The 18,185-nt window shown below is 62.5% G+C and carries 20 protein-coding genes; 13 read left to right on the top strand and 7 right to left on the bottom strand.

Annotated features, from left to right (window positions below):
- Positions 1-4: 4 nt before the first annotated feature.
- Genes F2P44_RS03785 through F2P44_RS03770 form a run of 4 tightly spaced genes read right to left on the bottom strand, consistent with a single transcriptional unit; the run spans position 5 to position 2,325 of the window.
- A complete protein-coding gene (locus F2P44_RS03785; RefSeq protein ID WP_167085148.1) occupies positions 5-544 on the bottom strand; it encodes an RDD family protein in 540 nt (179 codons plus the stop codon).
- Positions 534-1,364 carry a DUF3106 domain-containing protein gene (locus tag F2P44_RS03780; protein ID WP_229423354.1) on the bottom strand — a complete coding sequence of 277 codons (831 nt, stop codon included), beginning with the start codon at positions 1,362-1,364 and terminating at the stop codon, positions 534-536. Before F2P44_RS03780 ends, F2P44_RS03785 begins: the two co-directional genes overlap by 11 nt.
- A gap of 2 nt (positions 1,365-1,366) precedes the next feature.
- Entirely contained in the window at positions 1,367-1,759 is a 393-nt protein-coding gene (locus F2P44_RS03775) for a DUF3619 family protein (protein ID WP_167085146.1), read from the bottom strand.
- Positions 1,756-2,325: an RNA polymerase sigma factor gene (locus F2P44_RS03770; RefSeq protein ID WP_099876475.1), complete on the bottom strand. Its 570-nt coding sequence runs from the start codon at positions 2,323-2,325 to the stop codon at positions 1,756-1,758. Before F2P44_RS03770 ends, F2P44_RS03775 begins: the two co-directional genes overlap by 4 nt.
- Positions 2,326-2,836: 511 nt before the next feature.
- Between F2P44_RS03770 and F2P44_RS03765 the strand changes: the two genes are divergently transcribed.
- The 7 genes from F2P44_RS03765 (at position 2,837) to F2P44_RS03735 (ending at position 10,367) form a co-directional block, all read left to right on the top strand.
- The gene (locus F2P44_RS03765) at positions 2,837-4,564 is read left to right on the top strand and encodes an acetolactate synthase 3 catalytic subunit (protein WP_167085144.1); all 1,728 of its coding nucleotides are present in this window, start codon (positions 2,837-2,839) and stop codon (positions 4,562-4,564) included.
- The gene (gene ilvN / locus F2P44_RS03760) at positions 4,564-5,055 is read left to right on the top strand and encodes an acetolactate synthase small subunit (RefSeq protein WP_054263691.1); all 492 of its coding nucleotides are present in this window, start codon (positions 4,564-4,566) and stop codon (positions 5,053-5,055) included. Before F2P44_RS03765 ends, ilvN begins: the two co-directional genes overlap by 1 nt.
- 47 nt (positions 5,056-5,102) lie before the next feature.
- Positions 5,103-6,119 carry a ketol-acid reductoisomerase gene (gene ilvC, locus F2P44_RS03755; protein ID WP_167085142.1) on the top strand — a complete coding sequence of 339 codons (1,017 nt, stop codon included), beginning with the start codon at positions 5,103-5,105 and terminating at the stop codon, positions 6,117-6,119.
- A 227-nt stretch (positions 6,120-6,346) separates the two neighbouring features.
- A complete protein-coding gene (locus F2P44_RS03750) occupies positions 6,347-7,096 on the top strand; it encodes an SIMPL domain-containing protein (RefSeq protein ID WP_187363226.1) in 750 nt (249 codons plus the stop codon).
- 113 nt (positions 7,097-7,209) lie between these two features.
- Positions 7,210-8,076, top strand: coding sequence for a CDP-diacylglycerol--serine O-phosphatidyltransferase (gene pssA, locus F2P44_RS03745; RefSeq protein ID WP_167085140.1), 867 nt, complete (start codon positions 7,210-7,212; stop codon positions 8,074-8,076).
- A gap of 60 nt (positions 8,077-8,136) precedes the next feature.
- A complete protein-coding gene (locus F2P44_RS03740) occupies positions 8,137-9,681 on the top strand; it encodes a 2-isopropylmalate synthase (RefSeq protein WP_167085138.1) in 1,545 nt (514 codons plus the stop codon).
- Between the two features lie 11 nt (positions 9,682-9,692).
- Positions 9,693-10,367, top strand: a complete 675-nt coding sequence (locus tag F2P44_RS03735) for a hypothetical protein (protein ID WP_167085136.1) — start codon at positions 9,693-9,695, stop codon at positions 10,365-10,367.
- Between the two features lie 75 nt (positions 10,368-10,442).
- Here the strand turns inward: F2P44_RS03735 and F2P44_RS03730 are convergent, their stop codons facing one another.
- Positions 10,443-11,183: a hypothetical protein gene (locus F2P44_RS03730; RefSeq protein ID WP_167085134.1), complete on the bottom strand. Its 741-nt coding sequence runs from the start codon at positions 11,181-11,183 to the stop codon at positions 10,443-10,445.
- Between the two features lie 259 nt (positions 11,184-11,442).
- Between F2P44_RS03730 and F2P44_RS03725 the strand changes: the two genes are divergently transcribed.
- Both F2P44_RS03725 and F2P44_RS03720 read left to right on the top strand, forming a co-directional pair.
- Complete coding sequence (locus tag F2P44_RS03725; RefSeq protein ID WP_167085133.1) at positions 11,443-12,222, top strand: substrate-binding periplasmic protein; 780 nt, start codon at positions 11,443-11,445, stop codon at positions 12,220-12,222.
- Positions 12,223-12,343: 121 nt separating this feature from the next.
- Complete coding sequence (locus F2P44_RS03720) at positions 12,344-12,595, top strand: hypothetical protein (protein WP_167085131.1); 252 nt, start codon at positions 12,344-12,346, stop codon at positions 12,593-12,595.
- A gap of 82 nt (positions 12,596-12,677) precedes the next feature.
- Here F2P44_RS03720 and F2P44_RS03715 read toward each other — a convergent pair whose 3' ends face one another.
- Complete coding sequence (locus F2P44_RS03715) at positions 12,678-13,181, bottom strand: hypothetical protein (protein ID WP_167085129.1); 504 nt, start codon at positions 13,179-13,181, stop codon at positions 12,678-12,680.
- A 177-nt stretch (positions 13,182-13,358) separates the two neighbouring features.
- Here F2P44_RS03715 and rpsO point away from each other — a divergent pair, with 177 nt between their 5' ends.
- From rpsO to F2P44_RS03700, 3 genes are all read left to right on the top strand, one after another.
- Positions 13,359-13,628, top strand: coding sequence for a 30S ribosomal protein S15 (rpsO, locus tag F2P44_RS03710; RefSeq protein ID WP_054263682.1), 270 nt, complete (start codon positions 13,359-13,361; stop codon positions 13,626-13,628).
- Positions 13,629-13,792: 164 nt separating this feature from the next.
- Positions 13,793-15,910, top strand: a complete 2,118-nt coding sequence (pnp, locus tag F2P44_RS03705) for a polyribonucleotide nucleotidyltransferase (RefSeq protein WP_167085127.1) — start codon at positions 13,793-13,795, stop codon at positions 15,908-15,910.
- Between the two features lie 87 nt (positions 15,911-15,997).
- Complete coding sequence (locus F2P44_RS03700; RefSeq protein ID WP_167085125.1) at positions 15,998-16,393, top strand: DOPA 4,5-dioxygenase family protein; 396 nt, start codon at positions 15,998-16,000, stop codon at positions 16,391-16,393.
- A 7-nt stretch (positions 16,394-16,400) separates the two neighbouring features.
- Here F2P44_RS03700 and F2P44_RS03695 read toward each other — a convergent pair whose 3' ends face one another.
- The gene (locus F2P44_RS03695) at positions 16,401-17,198 is read right to left on the bottom strand and encodes an isocitrate lyase/PEP mutase family protein (RefSeq protein WP_167085123.1); all 798 of its coding nucleotides are present in this window, start codon (positions 17,196-17,198) and stop codon (positions 16,401-16,403) included.
- A gap of 322 nt (positions 17,199-17,520) precedes the next feature.
- Between F2P44_RS03695 and F2P44_RS03690 the strand changes: the two genes are divergently transcribed.
- Positions 17,521-18,132 carry a hypothetical protein gene (locus F2P44_RS03690; RefSeq protein ID WP_167085121.1) on the top strand — a complete coding sequence of 204 codons (612 nt, stop codon included), beginning with the start codon at positions 17,521-17,523 and terminating at the stop codon, positions 18,130-18,132.
- Positions 18,133-18,185 lie beyond the last annotated feature (53 nt).

Genomic DNA, 18,185 nt, shown 5'->3' with positions numbered 1-18,185 from the left:
GTGCTCAGGCCTCTGCCGGCTTGGCTGCCTTGCCGGCCTTGACCGGCTTGGGCAAGGAAATAAGCCGGGTGCCGGCCAGCCTGTCGTGCAGGAATTGCCGGTCCTCGTAGATAAACGCGGTCATCGCCCACGCCACGACGTTGATCGCCAGCGCGCTCGCCACCTCGGTCTTGCTGGTCAAATGAAAACGCCAGCAAATCACCAGGGCCGGCAACACCCAGCCCCAGGCCAGCAGGTAACGCAAGACAGCGGCCTTGAGCGGCACGCTGGCGTGCCCGACCTTGACCAGCTTGATGCGCCAGGTTTTCATGGCCAGCGTATGCCCGCTACCGGTCCACGAATAGATGAAATAGGCGCCTGGAACCAGGAACAGCACGACCGTGCGGCCATGCTCGATCACGCTGTGGCTCATTTTCTGGGTCACCAGCAGGAAGATGAGCAGGCCGAACATGACAACGGCGGTCAGCAGGAACAGCTCGTACACCAGGCAGATCAAACGACGTTTCAGGGTAGGCGTGGCAACCAGGGTCTTGCTATTTTGCATTGGATACGGGAGCGGCCGGATTGCCCGGCGGTGTCATGGGTGGAGTGGTAACGGCCGGCGGCGTGGCCGGCACGGCCAGCGGCGCGCCTGCGGACGAGCTGACGATGCAGCGCGGCACGGCAGCCGGGGCGTTGCGGATCGTGCCTGGCGGACAAGCGGCAGGCGGCTTGGTCGGTGCCAGCGGCTTGGTCTGCGTGGTCGGCGGCAGGTTGGTGACCTGCTTTTTGGCGACGGCGGCGTCAAGTGCCAGCTTTTTCTTTTCTTCTTCGGGTAACTGCTGATATTTCTCCCATTCGACCGACTTCTTGCTCTTGTCGATCTTTTTGCTCAGGGTATAGTTTTCGCGCGCCAGGCGCCGCTCTTCGGGGGTGAGCTTGATCCAGTCGCGCATGCGTTCCTGCACCCGCAACTGCTCATCGGGTTTCATTGAGGAATAGCGGTTGGCGATATCGAGCCACTTTTGCTTGCGCACCGTTTCCATGTGGTCCCATTCGGCCTTGAGCGGGTCGAGCGCGACCTGCTGCGGGCGCGACAGGTCTTTCCACAGGAGTTTGTCGCCCATCGGCGCCGGCTTGATCGCCACGGGCGCGGCCATGGCTGGCGCCGGCTTGACGACCGGCGTCAGTGTCGGTGCGGGCTTGGAAATGGGGGCGGTGACGGGCGCTACAATCTGCCCCGGAACGACTGCCGGCGCTTGCAAGGGCGGGCCTGCGGGTGGCGGTGCACCGGTCTGGGCTGTGGCGATGCCCGCCGCGCCGGTTGTTGCCAACAAGGCAAGGGCGAGCGCCAGGGATGTCGACGATGGAATCGCGCGCGTCATCCTTATTGGCCGCGCTGCGCGAGGTAGGCGTTGAAACCCTGGTCCAGATACGCCGTCAGCGGCAACTCGTCGGACAGGACCGCCGCGTCCAGCTCGGCGATTTCAGCGATGCGCTGCTGCTCTTCGTACTGATACACGCCGGCCAGGCCCGCCACCAGCGCCATCAGGGGAAGCGCCACGCCCATGCGGCCGAGCGAGGAAAATGAAAACAGGGCGCCGATATTGCCGACCAGCTGGGTTTGCGCGGCCTTGACGGGCGCGTGCGGCTTCTTGCGCGCCATCGCGGCGGCGCGCGCGGCGGCCAGGCGCTCGCTGGTCGACGCCGGCAGGTCGTCGAGGTGCTCGTTCAGGGCATGGCGTACCTTGTACGCAAAGTTCAGATCGTCGGTGTTCATAATTTTATTCCCTTGGCTTTCAGCGATTCAGCGAGGGTATGGGTGGCTCGCGAGCAGTGCGTTTTGACGCTTCCCTCCGAACACCCCATCGCTTCGGCTGTTTCAGCCACGTCCATGTCCTGCCAGTAACGCATGAGGAAGGCTTCCCGTTGACGCGCTGGCAGTTTTTGTACTTCGGCATCGATCAGACTGAGTGTCTGCTGGCGCTCGACCTGGTCGGCGCTCGATTCCGCCGAGGCCGAACCCTGTTCCGCCTCCAGCGATTCCAGTATATCAAATTCTTCGTCTTCTCCCTCGCGTTTACCCATGCCGGAGAAGAGGCTGACCCAGGTATTACGCACCTTTTCACGCCGGAAGTAATCGAGGATGGTGTTTTGGAGAATGCGCTGGAACAGCATCGGCAGCTCGGCGGCCGGCTTGTCTCCGTATTTTTCGGCGAGCTTGATCATCGCGTCCTGCACGATATCCAGCGCCGCTTCATCCTTGCGGACGGCGTACACGGCTTGCTTGAAAGCGCGCCGCTCGACATTCTCAAGAAAATCGGATAACTCTTTGTCTGTGGCCATGCGAACAGGGGTGGGATGTGACGGAACCTTGAAGCACCTCAGGTACATAGCCTGTGGGCATTGGAGAAAACTGACGCATGCTAGCAAAGAATGCGCCTTTTTGCATGGTATTTACTGTGATTGCCCTGCGGAATGCCACGAAAGCAGCCGTGCCGGGCCGATTTAACTTGACCGCAATGGTGCAACGCAGTAAGGTATATGACGCTTTGCAACCCCGAAGCTGTATGGTCAAGTCGAAAACGCCACACAAGGCCAACATCGACGTGACGCGCTTTCATATGTAGGCAGTTTGCTCTAACCCGCGCCACAAGCGCGAGAGGTTCGCAGTAATCGCTACAGAAACTCACGCCAAACGAGTTGCGTTTAGCGCCGGTTCGTAACGTATCTATGGGTACGTGAAAGATCGACGTGACCGCAGAAAGAAGGGAAGCCTGAGCACTGTCGCGACACGTGTATCTCGTTAGGAAAGAGCATCCGATCACCTCCCAATGGGTCTTGAAAGGAATGTATCATGAACAACGAATCATCGGCCACCATCACGGGGTCCGAAATACTTGTCCGTTGTCTGGCGGAAGAAGGCGTTAAACACGTTTTCGGTTATCCAGGCGGCGCCGTACTGTATATCTACGACGCCATCTTCAAGCAAGACAAATTCCAACACGTCCTGGTACGCCATGAGCAGGCCGCCGTGCATGCGGCAGATGCCTATTCGCGCAGCTCGAACACCGTCGGCGTGGCCCTGGTCACCTCCGGTCCGGGCGTCACCAATGCCGTCACCGGCCTGGCGACGGCGTACATGGATTCGATTCCGATGGTCGTCATTTCCGGCCAGGTGCCCAGCACTGCGATCGGCCAGGATGCCTTCCAGGAATGCGATACCGTCGGCATCACGCGACCCTGCGTCAAGCACAACTTCCTCGTGAAGGATGTGAAAGACCTGGCCGCCACGATCAAGAAAGCGTTCTTCATTGCGCGCACCGGCCGTCCCGGTCCGGTCCTGGTCGATATCCCCAAAGACATCAGCATGCACAAATGCGTCTACGACTATCCGAAGGATATCGAGATGCGCTCGTACAAGCCGATCGACAAGGGCCATTCGGGCCAGATCCGCAAGGCCGTGCAATTGCTGCTGCAGGCTGAACGTCCGATGATCTACACCGGCGGCGGCGTGATCCTGGCCAATGCCTCGCCCGAGCTGAACAAGCTGGTCGACAAACTCGGCTTCCCGGTCACCAACACCCTGATGGGCCTGGGCGGCTACCGCGCGTCGAGCGACAACTTCGTCGGCATGCCCGGCATGCACGGCACCTACGAAGCGAACATGGCGATGCAGCACTGCGACGTCCTGATCGCCATCGGCGCGCGCTTCGACGACCGCGTGATCGGCAACCCGAAACACTTCGCCTCCAATCCGCGCAAGATCATCCACGTGGACATCGATCCATCGTCGATTTCCAAGCGCGTCAAGGTCGATATTCCCATCGTCGGCAACGTCAAGGACGTGCTGATCGAATTCCTGGCGCAGCTCGACGCCGCCGACGCCAAGGTCAATGCCGCCCCCTTGAAAGACTGGTGGAAGCAGATCGGCGAATGGCGCGGGCGCGACTGCCTGAAATTCGCCGATTCCGACCTGGTCATCAAGCCGCAATCGGTGGTCCAGAAGGTCTGGGAAATCACCAAGGGCGACGCTTTTATCACCTCCGACGTCGGCCAGCACCAGATGTGGGCGGCCCAGTACTACCCGTTCGACAAGCCGCGCCGCTGGATCAATTCCGGCGGCCTGGGCACGATGGGTGTGGGCTTGCCGTACGCCATGGGCGTGCAGATGGCCAATCCCGATGCCACGGTCGCCTGCATCACCGGCGAAGGTTCGATCCAGATGTGCATCCAGGAACTGGCTACCTGCAAGCAATATCACCTGACGCCGAAAATCATTTTGCTCAACAACCGCTTCCTCGGCATGGTGCGCCAGTGGCAGCAGATCGATTACGGTTCGCGCTATTCCGAGTCCTACATGGATTCGCTGCCGGACTTCTCGATGCTGGCCGAATCGTTCGGCCACGTCGGCATGAAGATCGAAAAGCCGGGCGACGTCGACGGTGCACTGAAAGAAGCCTTCGGCATGAAAGACCGCCTCGTGTTCATGAACTTCATTACTGACCAGTCCGAAAATGTCTGGCCGATGGTCAAGGCCGGCAAGGGCTTGTCCGAAATGCTGCTCGGCTCGGAGGACTTGTAATGCGCCATATCATTTCTGTCCTGCTCGAAAACGAAGCCGGTGCGCTCTCGCGCGTGGTCGGGCTGTTCTCGGCCCGCGGCTACAACATTGAAACCCTGACCGTGGCGCCGACCGAAGACGCCACCCTGTCGCGCATGACCATCGTCACCAGCGGCTCGGACGATGTGATCGAACAGATCACCAAGCACCTGAACCGCCTGATCGAGGTGGTCAAGGTGGTCGACCTGACCGAGGGCGCGCATATCGAGCGCGAGCTCATGCTGATCAAGGTGCGCGCGGTCGGCAAGGAACGCGAAGAGATGAAGCGCACGGCGGATATCTTCCGTGGCCGCATTATCGACGTCACGGAAAAGACCTACACGATCGAGCTGACCGGCAACAAGGGCAAGCTCGACGCGTTCATCGATTCCATCGACCGCGCCTCCATCCTCGAAACGGTACGTACCGGTGGATCGGGTATCGGCCGCGGCGAACGCATTCTCAAAGTTTAATCCGTGCCCACGAGCACGCCCTTACATTAAAAATTACAGGAAATAACATGAACGTTTTTTACGACAAAGATTGCGACCTCTCCCTCGTTAAAGGCAAGAACGTTGCCATCATCGGCTACGGTTCGCAAGGCCATGCGCACGCACAAAACCTGAACGATTCGGGCGTCAACGTGACCGTTGGCCTGCGCAAGGGCGGCGCGTCGTGGACCAAGGTCGAGCAGGCTGGCCTGAAAGTGGCGGAAGTCAACGATGCGATCAAAGCGGCCGACATCATCATGATCTTGCTGCCGGACGAAAACATCGCCCAGGTGTACACCGAGAACGTTGCGCCGCACGCCAAGCAGGGCGCCGTGCTGGCCTTCGCGCACGGCTTCAACGTGCACTACGGCCAGGTCGTGCCACGCGCCGACCTCGACGTGATCATGATCGCGCCGAAGGCCCCGGGCCACACCGTGCGCGGTACCTACGCAGCCGGTGGCGGCGTGCCGCACCTGATCGCTGTCTACCAGGACAAGTCTGGCTCGGCGCGCGATATCGCCCTGTCGTACGCCATGGCCAACGGCGGCGGCCGTGCCGGCATCATCGAAACCAACTTCCGTGAAGAAACCGAGACCGATCTGTTCGGCGAGCAAGCGGTTCTGTGCGGCGGCGCGGTCGAGCTGATCAAGGCTGGCTTCGAGACCCTGACCGAAGCGGGCTACGCGCCGGAAATGGCGTACTTCGAGTGCCTGCATGAGCTCAAGCTGATTGTCGACCTGATCTACGAAGGCGGCATTGCCAACATGAACTACTCGATCTCGAACAATGCCGAGTACGGCGAATACGTGACGGGTCCGAAAGTGGTGACCTCGGCCACCAAGGAGGCGATGCGCCAGTGCCTGAAAGACATCCAGACCGGCGAATACGCCAAGAGCTTCATCCTGGAAAACAAGGCAGGCGCACCGACCCTGATCTCGCGCCGCCGTTTGACGTCCGAGCACCCGATCGAAGAAGTCGGCGCCAAGCTGCGCGCGATGATGCCGTGGATCGCCAAGAACAAGCTGGTGGATCAGTCGAAGAACTAATTGTTGGCGTAACGGTACACGTGGATCGTACCGTTACACTTCAGACCGTCTTTCCCGCGCATGGCCCTGCGCGGGAACGACGAATGAATAGATGTAATCAACCTTCTCAAATTTGCAAATTTTGATTACAACGGTACGTGGTCCGTCCGATTCCGGGTATCGTCCGGGTTAACCAAGCTGATGAGGTAGAAATGCCTCATGTGCTTGTCATTCACCTGGAGAAAATCATGTCCCTCAAAAAAATTGCATTAATCGCCGCCCTGACCCTCGCCACCCAAGCGCACGCCCAAACGCAGCTTGCGACCGCCGGCGCGATGGTGATTGTTCCCGCCTACGGTGAAGTCACCCATCCGAACGACCAGGTCGTCGCCACCTTCTTTATCGAAGAGCAGGACAAGGACAAGGCCGCCGCCGCCTCGCGCGTGAACCAGAAGATGAAGCAGGGCACCGAGATCGTGCGCCGCGAAGATCCGAAAGCGATCCTCAAAACGGTCGGCTACTATACCTACCCGATCTATCCGGAAGTGGTGCCGCGTCCGGATGGCCAACCGCAGCCTCGTCCGCTCGTGCCGACCGGCTGGCGCGTGGGCCAGTATCTGGAAGTGAAAACCACCAACCTGGCCAACCTGCCGAAGATGACGGCCGCCGTGCAAAAGATCCTGGCCCTGAACGGCCTCAATTTCGGCCTCTCGCCCGACACCACCCGCAAGCTCGACGCCCAGCGCCTCATTGCCACCTACAAGAACCTGAACGAACGCGTCGCCGCGATCGCCAGCGCCATGGGCCGTACCTTGGCCGAAGCGGTGGTCGATACGGTGGACTTTGAAGGTTCCGGTAACTATGCTGGCCAGCAAGATGCTGCGCCGCAGTTCATGCGCGCCGCCAAGGCGGAATCGGTCGAAGTGGCCGAACCGAGCTTCGAGCCTGGCGAAACCACGCTGCAAATGCGTCTTGTTGGAAAGGTGAAGTTCAGGTAAAAGTATCTGATCGCTAAGTTGACGGTGCTCCCACTATAATAAGTGGCAAACCCGCCGCGTCCACTTTCGGACGCGGCCGCACGAAGCGATCCAATTACTTGAAACGGAAACATATGGCCACATTCCCACGCCGCAGAAAGCCCTCAGTCCCGAAAGCGAAGGGTGGCAAGCTGTCCCGCTTCAGCAAGATTGGCCGCCGGGTCGATGCCGACGGCAACCCGATGCGGCGCCGTGGAATCTACCTGTTACCGAATGCCTTCACCACCGCCGCCCTGTTTTGCGGCTTTTACGCCATCGTCATGGCCATGAACCAGCGTTTCGAGCACGCCGGCTGGGCCATTTTCATCGCCATGATCCTCGATGGCCTGGACGGGCGCATCGCCCGCCTGACCAACACCCAATCCGAATTCGGCGCCCAGTACGACAGCCTGGCCGACATGGTCTCCTTCGGCGCAGCGCCGGCGCTGGTGATCTACGAATGGTCGCTGCGCGGCCTCGGCAAATTCGGCTGGCTGGCCGCCTTCGTCTATTGCGCCGGCGCCGCCCTGCGCCTGGCGCGCTTCAACACCAATATCGAAGTGGTCGACAAGCGTTTCTTCCAGGGCTTGCCCAGCCCGGCCGCCGCCGCCATGGTGGCCGGCTTCGTGCTGATGATGACCGACCTGGGATTTTCCGGCGCCGAGCTGCCCTGGATCTCGTGGGGCATCGCGCTGTTCGCCGGCCTGACCATGGTCACCAACGTCCCGTTCTACAGCTTCAAGGACGTCAACTTCCGCAAATCGGTACCGTTCATCGTGGTGTTCCTGATCGCGCTGGCGCTGGCGCTGGTCTCGATCGACCCGCCAAAAGTACTGATGCCACTGTTTGTTATTTATGGTTTGTCCGGCTATGCCGTGTACGCGTGGCGCCTTGCCAAAGGCAAGCCCGTGAGCATCGTGCAGACCGACGACGACCCTGCCGACCCGAGCGAACGCCGCTGACCATCGATGCGATTCGATGGCGGCCGGCGCACGCCCTTACACTAGCCCAATGGAGCCGCCATGACGAATTCGAATCGCCTGATCATTTTTGACACCACCCTGCGCGACGGCGAGCAATCGCCCGGCGCCTCGATGACCAAGGATGAAAAGGTCCGCATTGCGCGTCAGCTCGAGCGCATGCGCGTCGACGTCATCGAAGCCGGCTTCGCGGCCGCCTCGCCGGGCGACTTCGAAGCCATCCGCGCCATCGCCAGCGCGGTGCGCGAATCGACCATCTGCTCGCTCTCGCGCGCCAACGACCGCGACATCGCGCGCGCCGCCGAAGCGCTGGCGCCGGCCGAACGCAAACGCATCCACACCTTTATCGCCACTTCACCGCTGCACATGCAGATGAAGCTGCGCATGGAGCCGGAGCAGGTGCTCGAACAGGCGAAAATCGCCATCCGCTGCGCGCGCCAGTACACCGACGATATCGAGTTCTCGCCCGAAGACGGCAGCCGCTCCGACGAAGACTTCCTGTGCCGCGTGCTCGAAGCGGTGATCGCCGAAGGCGCCACCACCATCAACTTCCCCGACACGGTCGGCTATGCGGTGCCCGAAGTGTTCGGCGCCACCATCCGCCGCCTGCGCGAACGCATCCCCAACTCCGACAAGGCCATCTGGTCGGTCCACTGCCACAACGACCTTGGGCTGGCGGTCGCCAACTCGCTGGCCGGCGTGATGATCGGCGGCGCGCGCCAGATCGAATGCACCATCAACGGCCTGGGCGAACGGGCCGGCAATACCGCGCTCGAAGAAGTCGTGATGGCGCTGCGCACCCGCAGCGACCACTTCGGCCTGGAACTCGGCATCGACACCACCCAGATCGTGGCGGCCTCGAAGATGGTGTCGCAGATCACCGGCTTCGCCGTGCAGCCGAATAAGGCCGTGGTGGGCGCCAACGCGTTTGCGCACGCATCCGGCATCCATCAGGACGGCATTCTGAAAGCGCGCGAAACCTACGAGATCATGCGCGCCGAAGACGTGGGCTGGGCCGCCAACAAGATCGTGCTGGGCAAACTGTCGGGCCGCAACGCCTTCAAGGAACGCCTGCGCGAACTGGGCATCGAACTCGAATCCGAAGCCGAAGTCAATGCCGCCTTTGCCCGTTTCAAGGAACTGGCCGACCGCAAGTCCGAGATCTTCGACGAAGACATCATGGCCCTGGTCTCGGACGAGGAACACGCGCAGGAAGACGAGCATTACCGCTTCGTGTCGCTCGCGCAGCGCTCCGAAACCGGTGAAATCCCGACCGCCAAAGTGGTGTTCGCCATCGGCGGCAAGGAGTTCGCGTGCGAAGGCGAGGGCGATGGCCCGGTCGACGCCACCGTCAACGCCATCGAAAAGGAAGCGGCCAGCGGCGCCGAACTGGTGCTGTTTTCGATCAACGCGATCAGCAACGGCACCCAGTCGCAGGGCGAGGTCACGATGCGCCTGTCGCGCGCGGGGCGGATTGTGAACGGCGTGGGCTCCGATCCGGACATCATCGTCGCCTCGGCCAAGGCGTATCTGTCAGGGCTGAACAAGCTGCACTCGAAGATCGAGCGCGTCAACCCGCAGCAGTAGCCGGCATGCGCTTGTCCGCACTGTTGGTCGCTGGTTTGTGCACCGCCGCCGGCGGCGTACAGGCCAGTTCCTGCACCTTCCAGAAAATCCACTGGGCCCGCACCAGCGCCACGGGCGAGATCCTGGTGCGCGCGAGCTTCGGCACCGTGCGCAGCCTTGATCGTGGAAAGACATGGCGCGACGTGACCGGCCCGCTTGCGGATCGCCGCGATACGGCCCCCGCAGGTGCCGGTGAATCGTTCGCGTACACCGGCAGCGACGGCGCGCAGTACGCCACCCGCAGCACCGATCACCGCCGCCGTCTGGTGCGCCAGGCCGCTGCGGGCGCGCCCTGGTTACCGCTCGAACTCGATTACGCCGGCACTCCCGCCCCGTACAACGCCGTGCTGGTAGGCGGTCAACAAGGCACCCTGTACTTCATCGGCGGCGCCGATGCGCAAGCCTGGCCCGTGCGCCCAAGCGCCTTGTACCGCGCCAGCGCCGGCCGCGCCGAGAAGCTGGTCGACCTGGACGAGGCAGTGACGCAAGGCGCGCGCGCTTTCTTCATCGGCGACGACGGCAGCATGGCGTACGCCGGACCCAACAGGCTCTGGGTCAGCTTTGCCGCAGGCGCCGGCTGGACCACGATCGAAGGCCAGTCCCTGACCAAGCTGCCCTGGACCATGTGCTACAAACCGACGTCGTGACTTCGCACGCGCACGCTGGCCGGCACGGGCCAGGCTGCGCGGACGGCGCTGCTCGCGCACCTGGACTGAGGCGCGTTACCATTTTTGCTCGGTGGCCGCCTGTTCGCTTTTTTCGCAGTTGGTCTTCTTGTGCTGGATGCCGTTTTTCATGATGTCCAGACCATCGGGCGCGTGGTTCGATTCGACCGTGATGCAATAGGTGCCGTTGGCGCCGACCACGCGGTAGCGCCGCCTGCTGTACGGGCCGGGATCGATGATCTCGGTGACCTTGGGTGCCTCGTACCAGCGCTTGGGGGCGGCGTCGGCCGCCGCCTGCAAACCCTGGGCCAGCCGGCTTGCCCCGTTACTCACGGGCGCAGTGATGGGCTGGCCGGGATGGGCCTTGCGTAAATCCTGATCGATTTTTCCGATGCTGCTTCTGGCCTGCCGCATGATCTCGGCCGCGCTCGGGGTTGGCGTGGATGGCGCGTCCGCTGCCACCACCTCGGCCGTCGGTTCGGCCGCAGGGCGGGCTGGAGCTTGCTGTGGTGCCGCCGCCGGGGCCGGGCGTGGCGCCGCGCCGGCCGCGCTGACCGTCTTTTTCATTTCCGGCGGCAGCGGCGCTGGTGCCGGCGCGTCGATCTTGCGCGCTGGTGGCGCGATCGTGACCCACTGGATGGTGCGGACCGGACCGTGCTCGGCAGGCGGAATGCGGCGCGCATATTGCCAGCCCACGATCAGCAAAGCGTGCACGAGCAAGGTCAGCGCGAATGCGCCGGAGTGGCGTTTGTCTGGCGGTGGCGGGAAGGCGAGGACCATGGCCGCAAGTATAGACAAGGTTTTGCAGGAGCAATAGAACTGTGCTTTCCTGCTTTCATTTCTTCGCGAAAGACGCGTCTGGCGGTACCGAGTGGGCCGCCTGGCGAACTGCCCTGTGGTGAGCGCTGCATCATGCCGACAGCACTGGATGACTCGGACGCAAAAGATGGTAATCGGCTTGCCGCATAACCGTGGTTAAATAGGGCGGTGAATTTCTGTCCCTTGAACGCGGCTTGGGGAGTGGCGAGCGGATGACGATGTCGATAACGGCGTGCTCATGCGGTTGAAATATCTGCTGCTGTTGCCGGCGCTGGTGCTGCGCTTCGCGCAGGGCGCCGAAACCGTGCAGTTGGCCACTTACTACGACTACGTGCCCTGGTTCGTGCCGGGCCAGCCTTCAGCCGGTCTCAACGCGCGGCTGGCCAGCAAGCTCAACAGCTTGGCCGGGGGGCGCTACCGTTTTGAATCGGTCTACATTCCGCGCCGGCGGCTCGACGTGCTTTTGCAGAACGGAAAAGTCACGCTGGTCGTGCCGTGGGTGCATCCGCGCTTTTTCGACGATCCCGGACGCACGCGCTATCTCTGGACCGGCGCCCTGATGGACGATGAGTCGCTGGTGGTGTCGTCACGCGCGGCGCCGCTGGAGTACGACGGGCCGGACTCCCTGCGCGGCAAGCGCTTCGGCGCCCCGAGCGGCCATCGCTTTCCCGATCTGGAGCCGCTCATTGCCGCAGGCGGCCTCACGCGCGTCGATGTGCCGCAGATCAAGAATGCGCTGCACATGCTCGTCTCGAACCGGCGCCTGGACTTTACCATTGTCGACCGTTCCGCCCTGGAAGCGCTCAGGAACGATCCCTTCATGGATGCGGCGCTGCTGCATGTGGCCAGCCGGCCCAGGACGGCATCGTACGAGCGCAGCATGCTGGTGCCGCTCGACAAACCCGAGTTGTACCGCTTCCTGCAGGGCGCGCTCGAAGCGCTAAGGCGCGACCGGACCTGGCTGGTGCCGCATCCACGTGTGACGGACAAGCACGCGCCGGCGACGGCCGGCAAGTAGGTGCGAGGCCGCCGGTGCTCGCCGCGATGCGGCCAGGACCGGGTTCAATGTAAATTCGCGGCGGGAAACTGACTTGACGGGAGGATCGTTGACGACATATCGTGGCCATCGCAGGCAGCTCATGGCTGCCCTTGTTATTTTCCTGGCGTTCGGAAGCCCGCCTGCCTGGGCGGACAGGAATGCTTACGACAAGGTCGTCGACTTGTCCGCCGAGTCCGCAATCTTGCGGGTCGAGCATTACCACGACTGGGGCGTTGCGCAGCGTGATCCGGATTGGGAGCGCATGTCCACCGGCAAGGACCTTGCCGGAATTCTTTCGGTGCAAGACCCGGTCGGGGGAATGCGTCGGTTTGAATTCCACCTGACGCCATGAGGCGCAGCGCCGGGCCGCAAGCTTTCCGGACCGGCGTCCGCATTCCGGGCAGCGGCGCTGCCAGCGCCTCGCTACGCCGTTCTCAATCCCTGAAAAACCCGCGCCTCTCTTCGTACATCGGGTCTGGCCCGCTGATCATCTTCCTGACGATGCCGCTGCGGTCGAAATGCACGTGCATCATCGAATTCCATACGCCGCTCTCCTTATAGCGGTACGACCACACTTCCAGGTCCGACAGCGAAAGGTAGGAGCGCTCGGCCGGGCGGCCCACGGTCGCCATCACATCGGCCTTGCTCGCCTTGTCGATCTTGATGCGCCCGAACCCCACATCGCCCAGCACCTGCTCCAACGCGATCAACTTGCCATCCGGCCCCATGCGCGCCATCCAGGTGAACTGGCCGAACGGCCCGGTCGCATATTCCAGCACCTGGCCCGCTGGCAGCGGATGCACCGCGGTCGGCTCGCCGAACTTGGCGCGCACCACCTCCAGCGTGTCGCCCGGCAGCGGCGGGGTGCGCATCATCGCGGCGCAGCCGCCCAAGGCCAGCAGCGCGCTCAGGATTGTTACTTTGACTAGTTTTTGCATAAAAACCACCATGGAAAGGACCAAAACGCCATCATGCACCAGTCGCAGGCAAGCATCACTGGCAGCACGCCGGGTTTTCGCATATACTTGCGGGTCTGGCCGTTTTGGCCGGTTCATCAATCGAAGTTCACGGTGTGTCGGGTTGCGACTCGTGCACCGCATGTGAAAGGTATCATCATGACCGTAGAAAACATCAACAAAGCCGCGATCATCGCGGACAACGCCCGTGCGCAAAACGACACCGGCTCCCCTGAAGTTCAGGTCGCTCTGCTGACCGCACGCATCAACGAACTGAACGGCCACTTCAAAGCTCACGCTAAAGATCACCACTCGCGCCGTGGTCTGATCATGATGGTCAACCGTCGTAAGAGCCTGCTGTCCTACCTGAAAAGCAAAGACGCAACCCGTTATCGCGATCTGATCGCTAAACTCGGCCTGCGCAAGTAATTTTTGCCGATTCAAGTTGATCAAGAAATGCCTGCACAGCTTGCTGTTGCGGGCATTTTGCATTTCTAGTCCCGAAAAAGTAGTAAAGGCAACAAGCAATGTTGCCTGTGGTGAGGTGGACGACAGCGCCTGAAAATCTGTCGGCAAATAGAAAGGGATTACCCATGTTTAATAAAGTTACGAAAACCTTCCAGTACGGCCAACACCAAGTTACCCTGGAAACCGGCGAAATCGCCCGTCAAGCCTCCGGCGCCGTCATGGTGTCGATCGAAGACACCGTCGTCCTGGCTACCGTGGTTGCGCGCAAAGACGCCAAGCCAGGCCAGGATTTCTTCCCGCTGACGGTCGACTACGTCGAGAAAACGTACGCAGCCGGTAAAATCCCAGGCGGTTTCTTCAAGCGCGAAGGCCGTCCTTCCGAAAAAGAAACCCTGACCAGCCGCCTGATCGACCGTCCGATCCGCCCGCTGTTCCCGGAAGGCTACCTGAACGAAGTTCAGATCATCATCCACGTGCTGTCGGTTAATCCTGAGATCGATCCGGACATCGCCGCCATGATCGGCGCTTCGGCTGCCCTGTGCGTCTCCGGCATCCCGTTCAGCGGCCCGATCGGCGCCGCGCGCGTCGGCTACGCCAACGGCCAGTTCATCCTGAACCCGACCACGACACAACTGAAAACATCCGAGATGGACCTGGTCGTCGCCGGTACCGAAACGGCCGTGCTGATGGTCGAATCGGAAGCCAAGCAACTGTCCGAAGAAATCATGCTCGGCGCCGTCGTCTACGGCCATGACCAGATGAAAGTCGTGATCGATGCGATCCACGAATTGGTGCGCGACGGCGGCAAGCCGGAAGTGGAATGGACCGCCCCGGCCAAGAACGAAGCGCTGATCGCCCGCGTCAAGGAACTGGCTGAAACGAACATCAACGACACCTACCAGATCAAGGACAAGGTTGCCCGTACCGCCAAGCTGAAAGCCTCGTTCCAGGAAGTCTACGCCGCCCTGGCCGCTGACGCTGCCGCCACCGGCATACCTCAGCCCGACAATGTCGACGTCGGCAACGTCCTGTTCGACATCGAAGCCAAGGTCGTGCGTTCGCAGATCCTCAACGGCGAGCCACGCATCGACGGCCGCGACACCCGCACCGTGCGTCCGATCGCGATCCGCACCAGCATCCTGCCACGCACCCACGGTTCGGCCCTGTTCACCCGCGGCGAAACGCAAGCGCTGGTCGTGGCCACCCTCGGCACCGCGCGCGACAGCCAGAAGATCGATGCGCTGATGGGCGAGTACACCGATGACTTCATGATGCACTACAACATGCCTCCGTTCGCCACCGGCGAAACCGGCCGTGTCGGTACGCCAAAGCGCCGCGAAATCGGCCACGGCCGCCTGGCCAAGCGCGCGCTGATCGCCGCCTTGCCCAACCCGGAAGACTTCAGCTACTCGGTGCGCCTGGTATCGGAAATCACCGAATCGAACGGTTCCTCGTCGATGGCTTCCGTCTGCGGCGGCTGCCTGGCGCTGATGGATGCGGGCGTGCCGATGAAAGCGCACGTGGCCGGTATCGCCATGGGCCTGATCAAGGAAGGCGGCAAGTTCGCCGTCCTGTCCGACATTCTGGGCGACGAAGATCACCTGGGCGACATGGACTTCAAGGTAGCCGGTACCGCCAATGGCATTACCGCGCTGCAGATGGACATCAAGATCATGGGCATCACCAAGGAAATCATGCAAGTGGCACTGGCGCAAGCCAAAGAAGGCCGCCAGCACATCCTCGGCGAAATGCAGAAGGCCATGCCGCACGTGAAAACCGAACTGTCGGATTTCGCACCGCGCCTGATCACCATCAAGATCAATCCTGAGAAAATCCGTGACGTCATCGGCAAGGGCGGTGCAGTCATTCGCGCGCTGACCGAAGAAACCGGCACCCAGATCGACATCAGCGATGAAGGTATCGTCACCATCGCGTCGGTGGACGCCGCCGCCGGCCAGGAAGCCAAGCGTCGCATCGAAGAACTGACCGCCTCGGTCGAAGTGGGCAAGACCTACGACGGCGTCGTGCTCAAGCTGCTCGACTTCGGCGCGATCGTCCAGGTCATGCCAGGCAAGGATGGCCTGCTGCACATCTCGCAGATCGCCAACGAGCGTGTGAACGCGGTTGCCGACTACCTGAAAGAAGGCCAGCAAGTGCGCGTCAAGGTTCTCGAAACCGACGACCGCGGCCGCCTCAAGCTGTCGATGAAAGCTGCTGAAGGCGCGGAAGCGGCTGCTCAGTAATCGTTGTCAAGTAACGCCTTTGAAAACCGCCAGCGCGCAAGCCCTGGCGGTTTTTTTCACGCTGCCACATGAAAAAGGATGAAGCACATGGATGACCTCAACGCCCCCTACCACGCCCACATTTACTACGACGCCGCAAGCCGCCCGCAGGCACTGGCCTTGCGCCAGCGGTTGCTCGACGCCAAACAGTCCGGCGCTATTGCCCAGCTGTTTTTTGTCGGCGAACTAAGCGACCACGCGGCCGGCCCGCATCCGCTGCCCGAATACGAGATCCACTACAGCGCCGCCATACTGCCGGCGGTCATTGCGCTGCTCGACGCGTCCGGCCTGCGCGCCCTGGTGCACCCGCTGACCGACGACGACCTGGCCGACCACACCACCCTGGCGCACTGGATCGGCGAACCGCTGCCGCTCAAGCTGGAAACCCTGGACCCGCCCGGCCTGAACCAGGGCGTGGCGCGCTTCGGCAAGTCGGCGTTCTAGGCTGGCCTTACTGCGTCATCAGCCGGTTCAGCGCTGAATAGTCCATCGGCGCATATGGCGCGACAGCGACCGTGCCGCTGGCGAGGACTGGGCGGGCCAGGGTATCGACGCAGCCGAACATCGCCGCCGAGAGGGCCGACCCGGCGCTCCGGCGCCGCGCGCCCAGTTGCACCAGGCGGGCCGGCGCCGGCACGCCATCGCACGCCATCACATTGAGCGGCAGGGGCGTTGCCTTGGCCACGGCCGCGATGTCATCCTCGGTGGTAATGCAGGGCACGAACAGGCCGCTGGCGCCGGCTTCCTGGTACATGGCGGCGCGCCGGATGGTCTCACGCACGCGCTCGGTGGTCTGGTCGTGCAAATAGACATCGGTGCGGGCATTGATGAACAGGTTCACGCCGCGCGCGTCGGCAACTGCCCGGATCGCCCTGATCTTTTCCGCCAGCAGCGCTGGCGCGCCGGTGCCATCTTCAATATTGATGCCGACCACACCAGCATCGATCAACTCGCCAATCAGCCCGGCGACCTGCGCGGGATCGGCGCTATAGCCATCCTCCGCATCGACCGTCAGCGGCAGGGAACTGACCCGCAGGATCGCCTTGACGGACGCCATCAGCAGCTCGCGCGGCAAGGTGCTGCCATCGGCGAAGCCATGCGACCAGGCGACCGCTGCGCTGCTCGTGGCCAGCGCCTTCGAGCCTGCCGCCGCGGCGATGCGCGCGCTGCCCGCGTCAGCGCAATTGGGCAGCATCAGCAAGCCATCGGCGTGCAGTGCGTGGAACAGAATGTCTTTACTGACTTGCATCATTTCTCCTTTGTGGATGTCAAACCGGGCCGGCGCAATCACCAAACGCTTGTTGCGCTATTGATATCACTATACCCGTTCCACGCAAATACGTCCGGCAGGCCCCTCGCAGGAATGGGTGCATGCGGCGCATGCGAAACGCTTTTCGCCACGCCGGCCCCTAACGGCGGCTTGTACGAAACGCATTTCGCCGCCACTGCCGCCCGCCTGGCCGTTTGCCCCTTGCGCGCGCTGGCACAGCCCTTGCAATAGATGGATCAGGACGCGCAGCAGCATCAACCTTTCTTCCACGCGCATCCGCCACTACACAGAGAGGTCGCCCGTGAACCGTCGCCTGCTTGAATACAGTCCGGTCTTCGACATCTTCACCAACGCCACGCCGCGCGCCGAGGCGCAGGAATCCGAGGCCGGCCCGCTCTCCGACGACAGCGCCGACCTGGCGCTGGCCGCCGAACTGCTCGAAGCGGACCAGCCGGCCGACCTGCGGCGCGTGCTGGGCCGCGCCATCGCCGGCGCCGGCGTGCTCGGTGCGCGCGTGGCGCGTTCGCCAATGGGACCGCTGCTGGTCGCCGAACTTGTGCGCGCCTTGCAGCCGATCCTGACGCCGCTGCGCCCCGGCCTGGCAAGCGCGCACGGCAAGAGCGTGCGCATCAACCTCGGTGCACGCATGCTCGGCCTCGAACTCGAAGGCCTCAGCCCCGAGGACAAGGAATTCATCCTGGCGCGCCAGCTGGTACGCCTTGCCGACGAAGCCGCGCGCCACGCCGGCAAGGCCGGCGAGGGTGGTCATCCATCGCCGCAGAACGCGCGCGCCGCCGTGCAAGCCGCCGCGCGTCAACACGCACCTGGCCTGCTGCCGCGCATCGCGCTGCCGCCGGCCACGCACGGACGCTGGACCCGCCAGGCGGGCCAGCTGATTGTTCACGATTGCTGATCCGGACGGATCGTCCATCCGGGCATTTTGTTGTTTCACTCTTCTTTGGGAGC

The sequence above is a fragment of the Massilia frigida genome (assembly GCF_011682175.1).
Taxonomy (GTDB): domain Bacteria; phylum Pseudomonadota; class Gammaproteobacteria; order Burkholderiales; family Burkholderiaceae_D; genus Telluria_A; species Telluria_A frigida.
The sequence above is the reverse complement of the archived record's forward strand: the minus strand, read 5'-3'. Positions and strand labels throughout refer to the sequence as shown.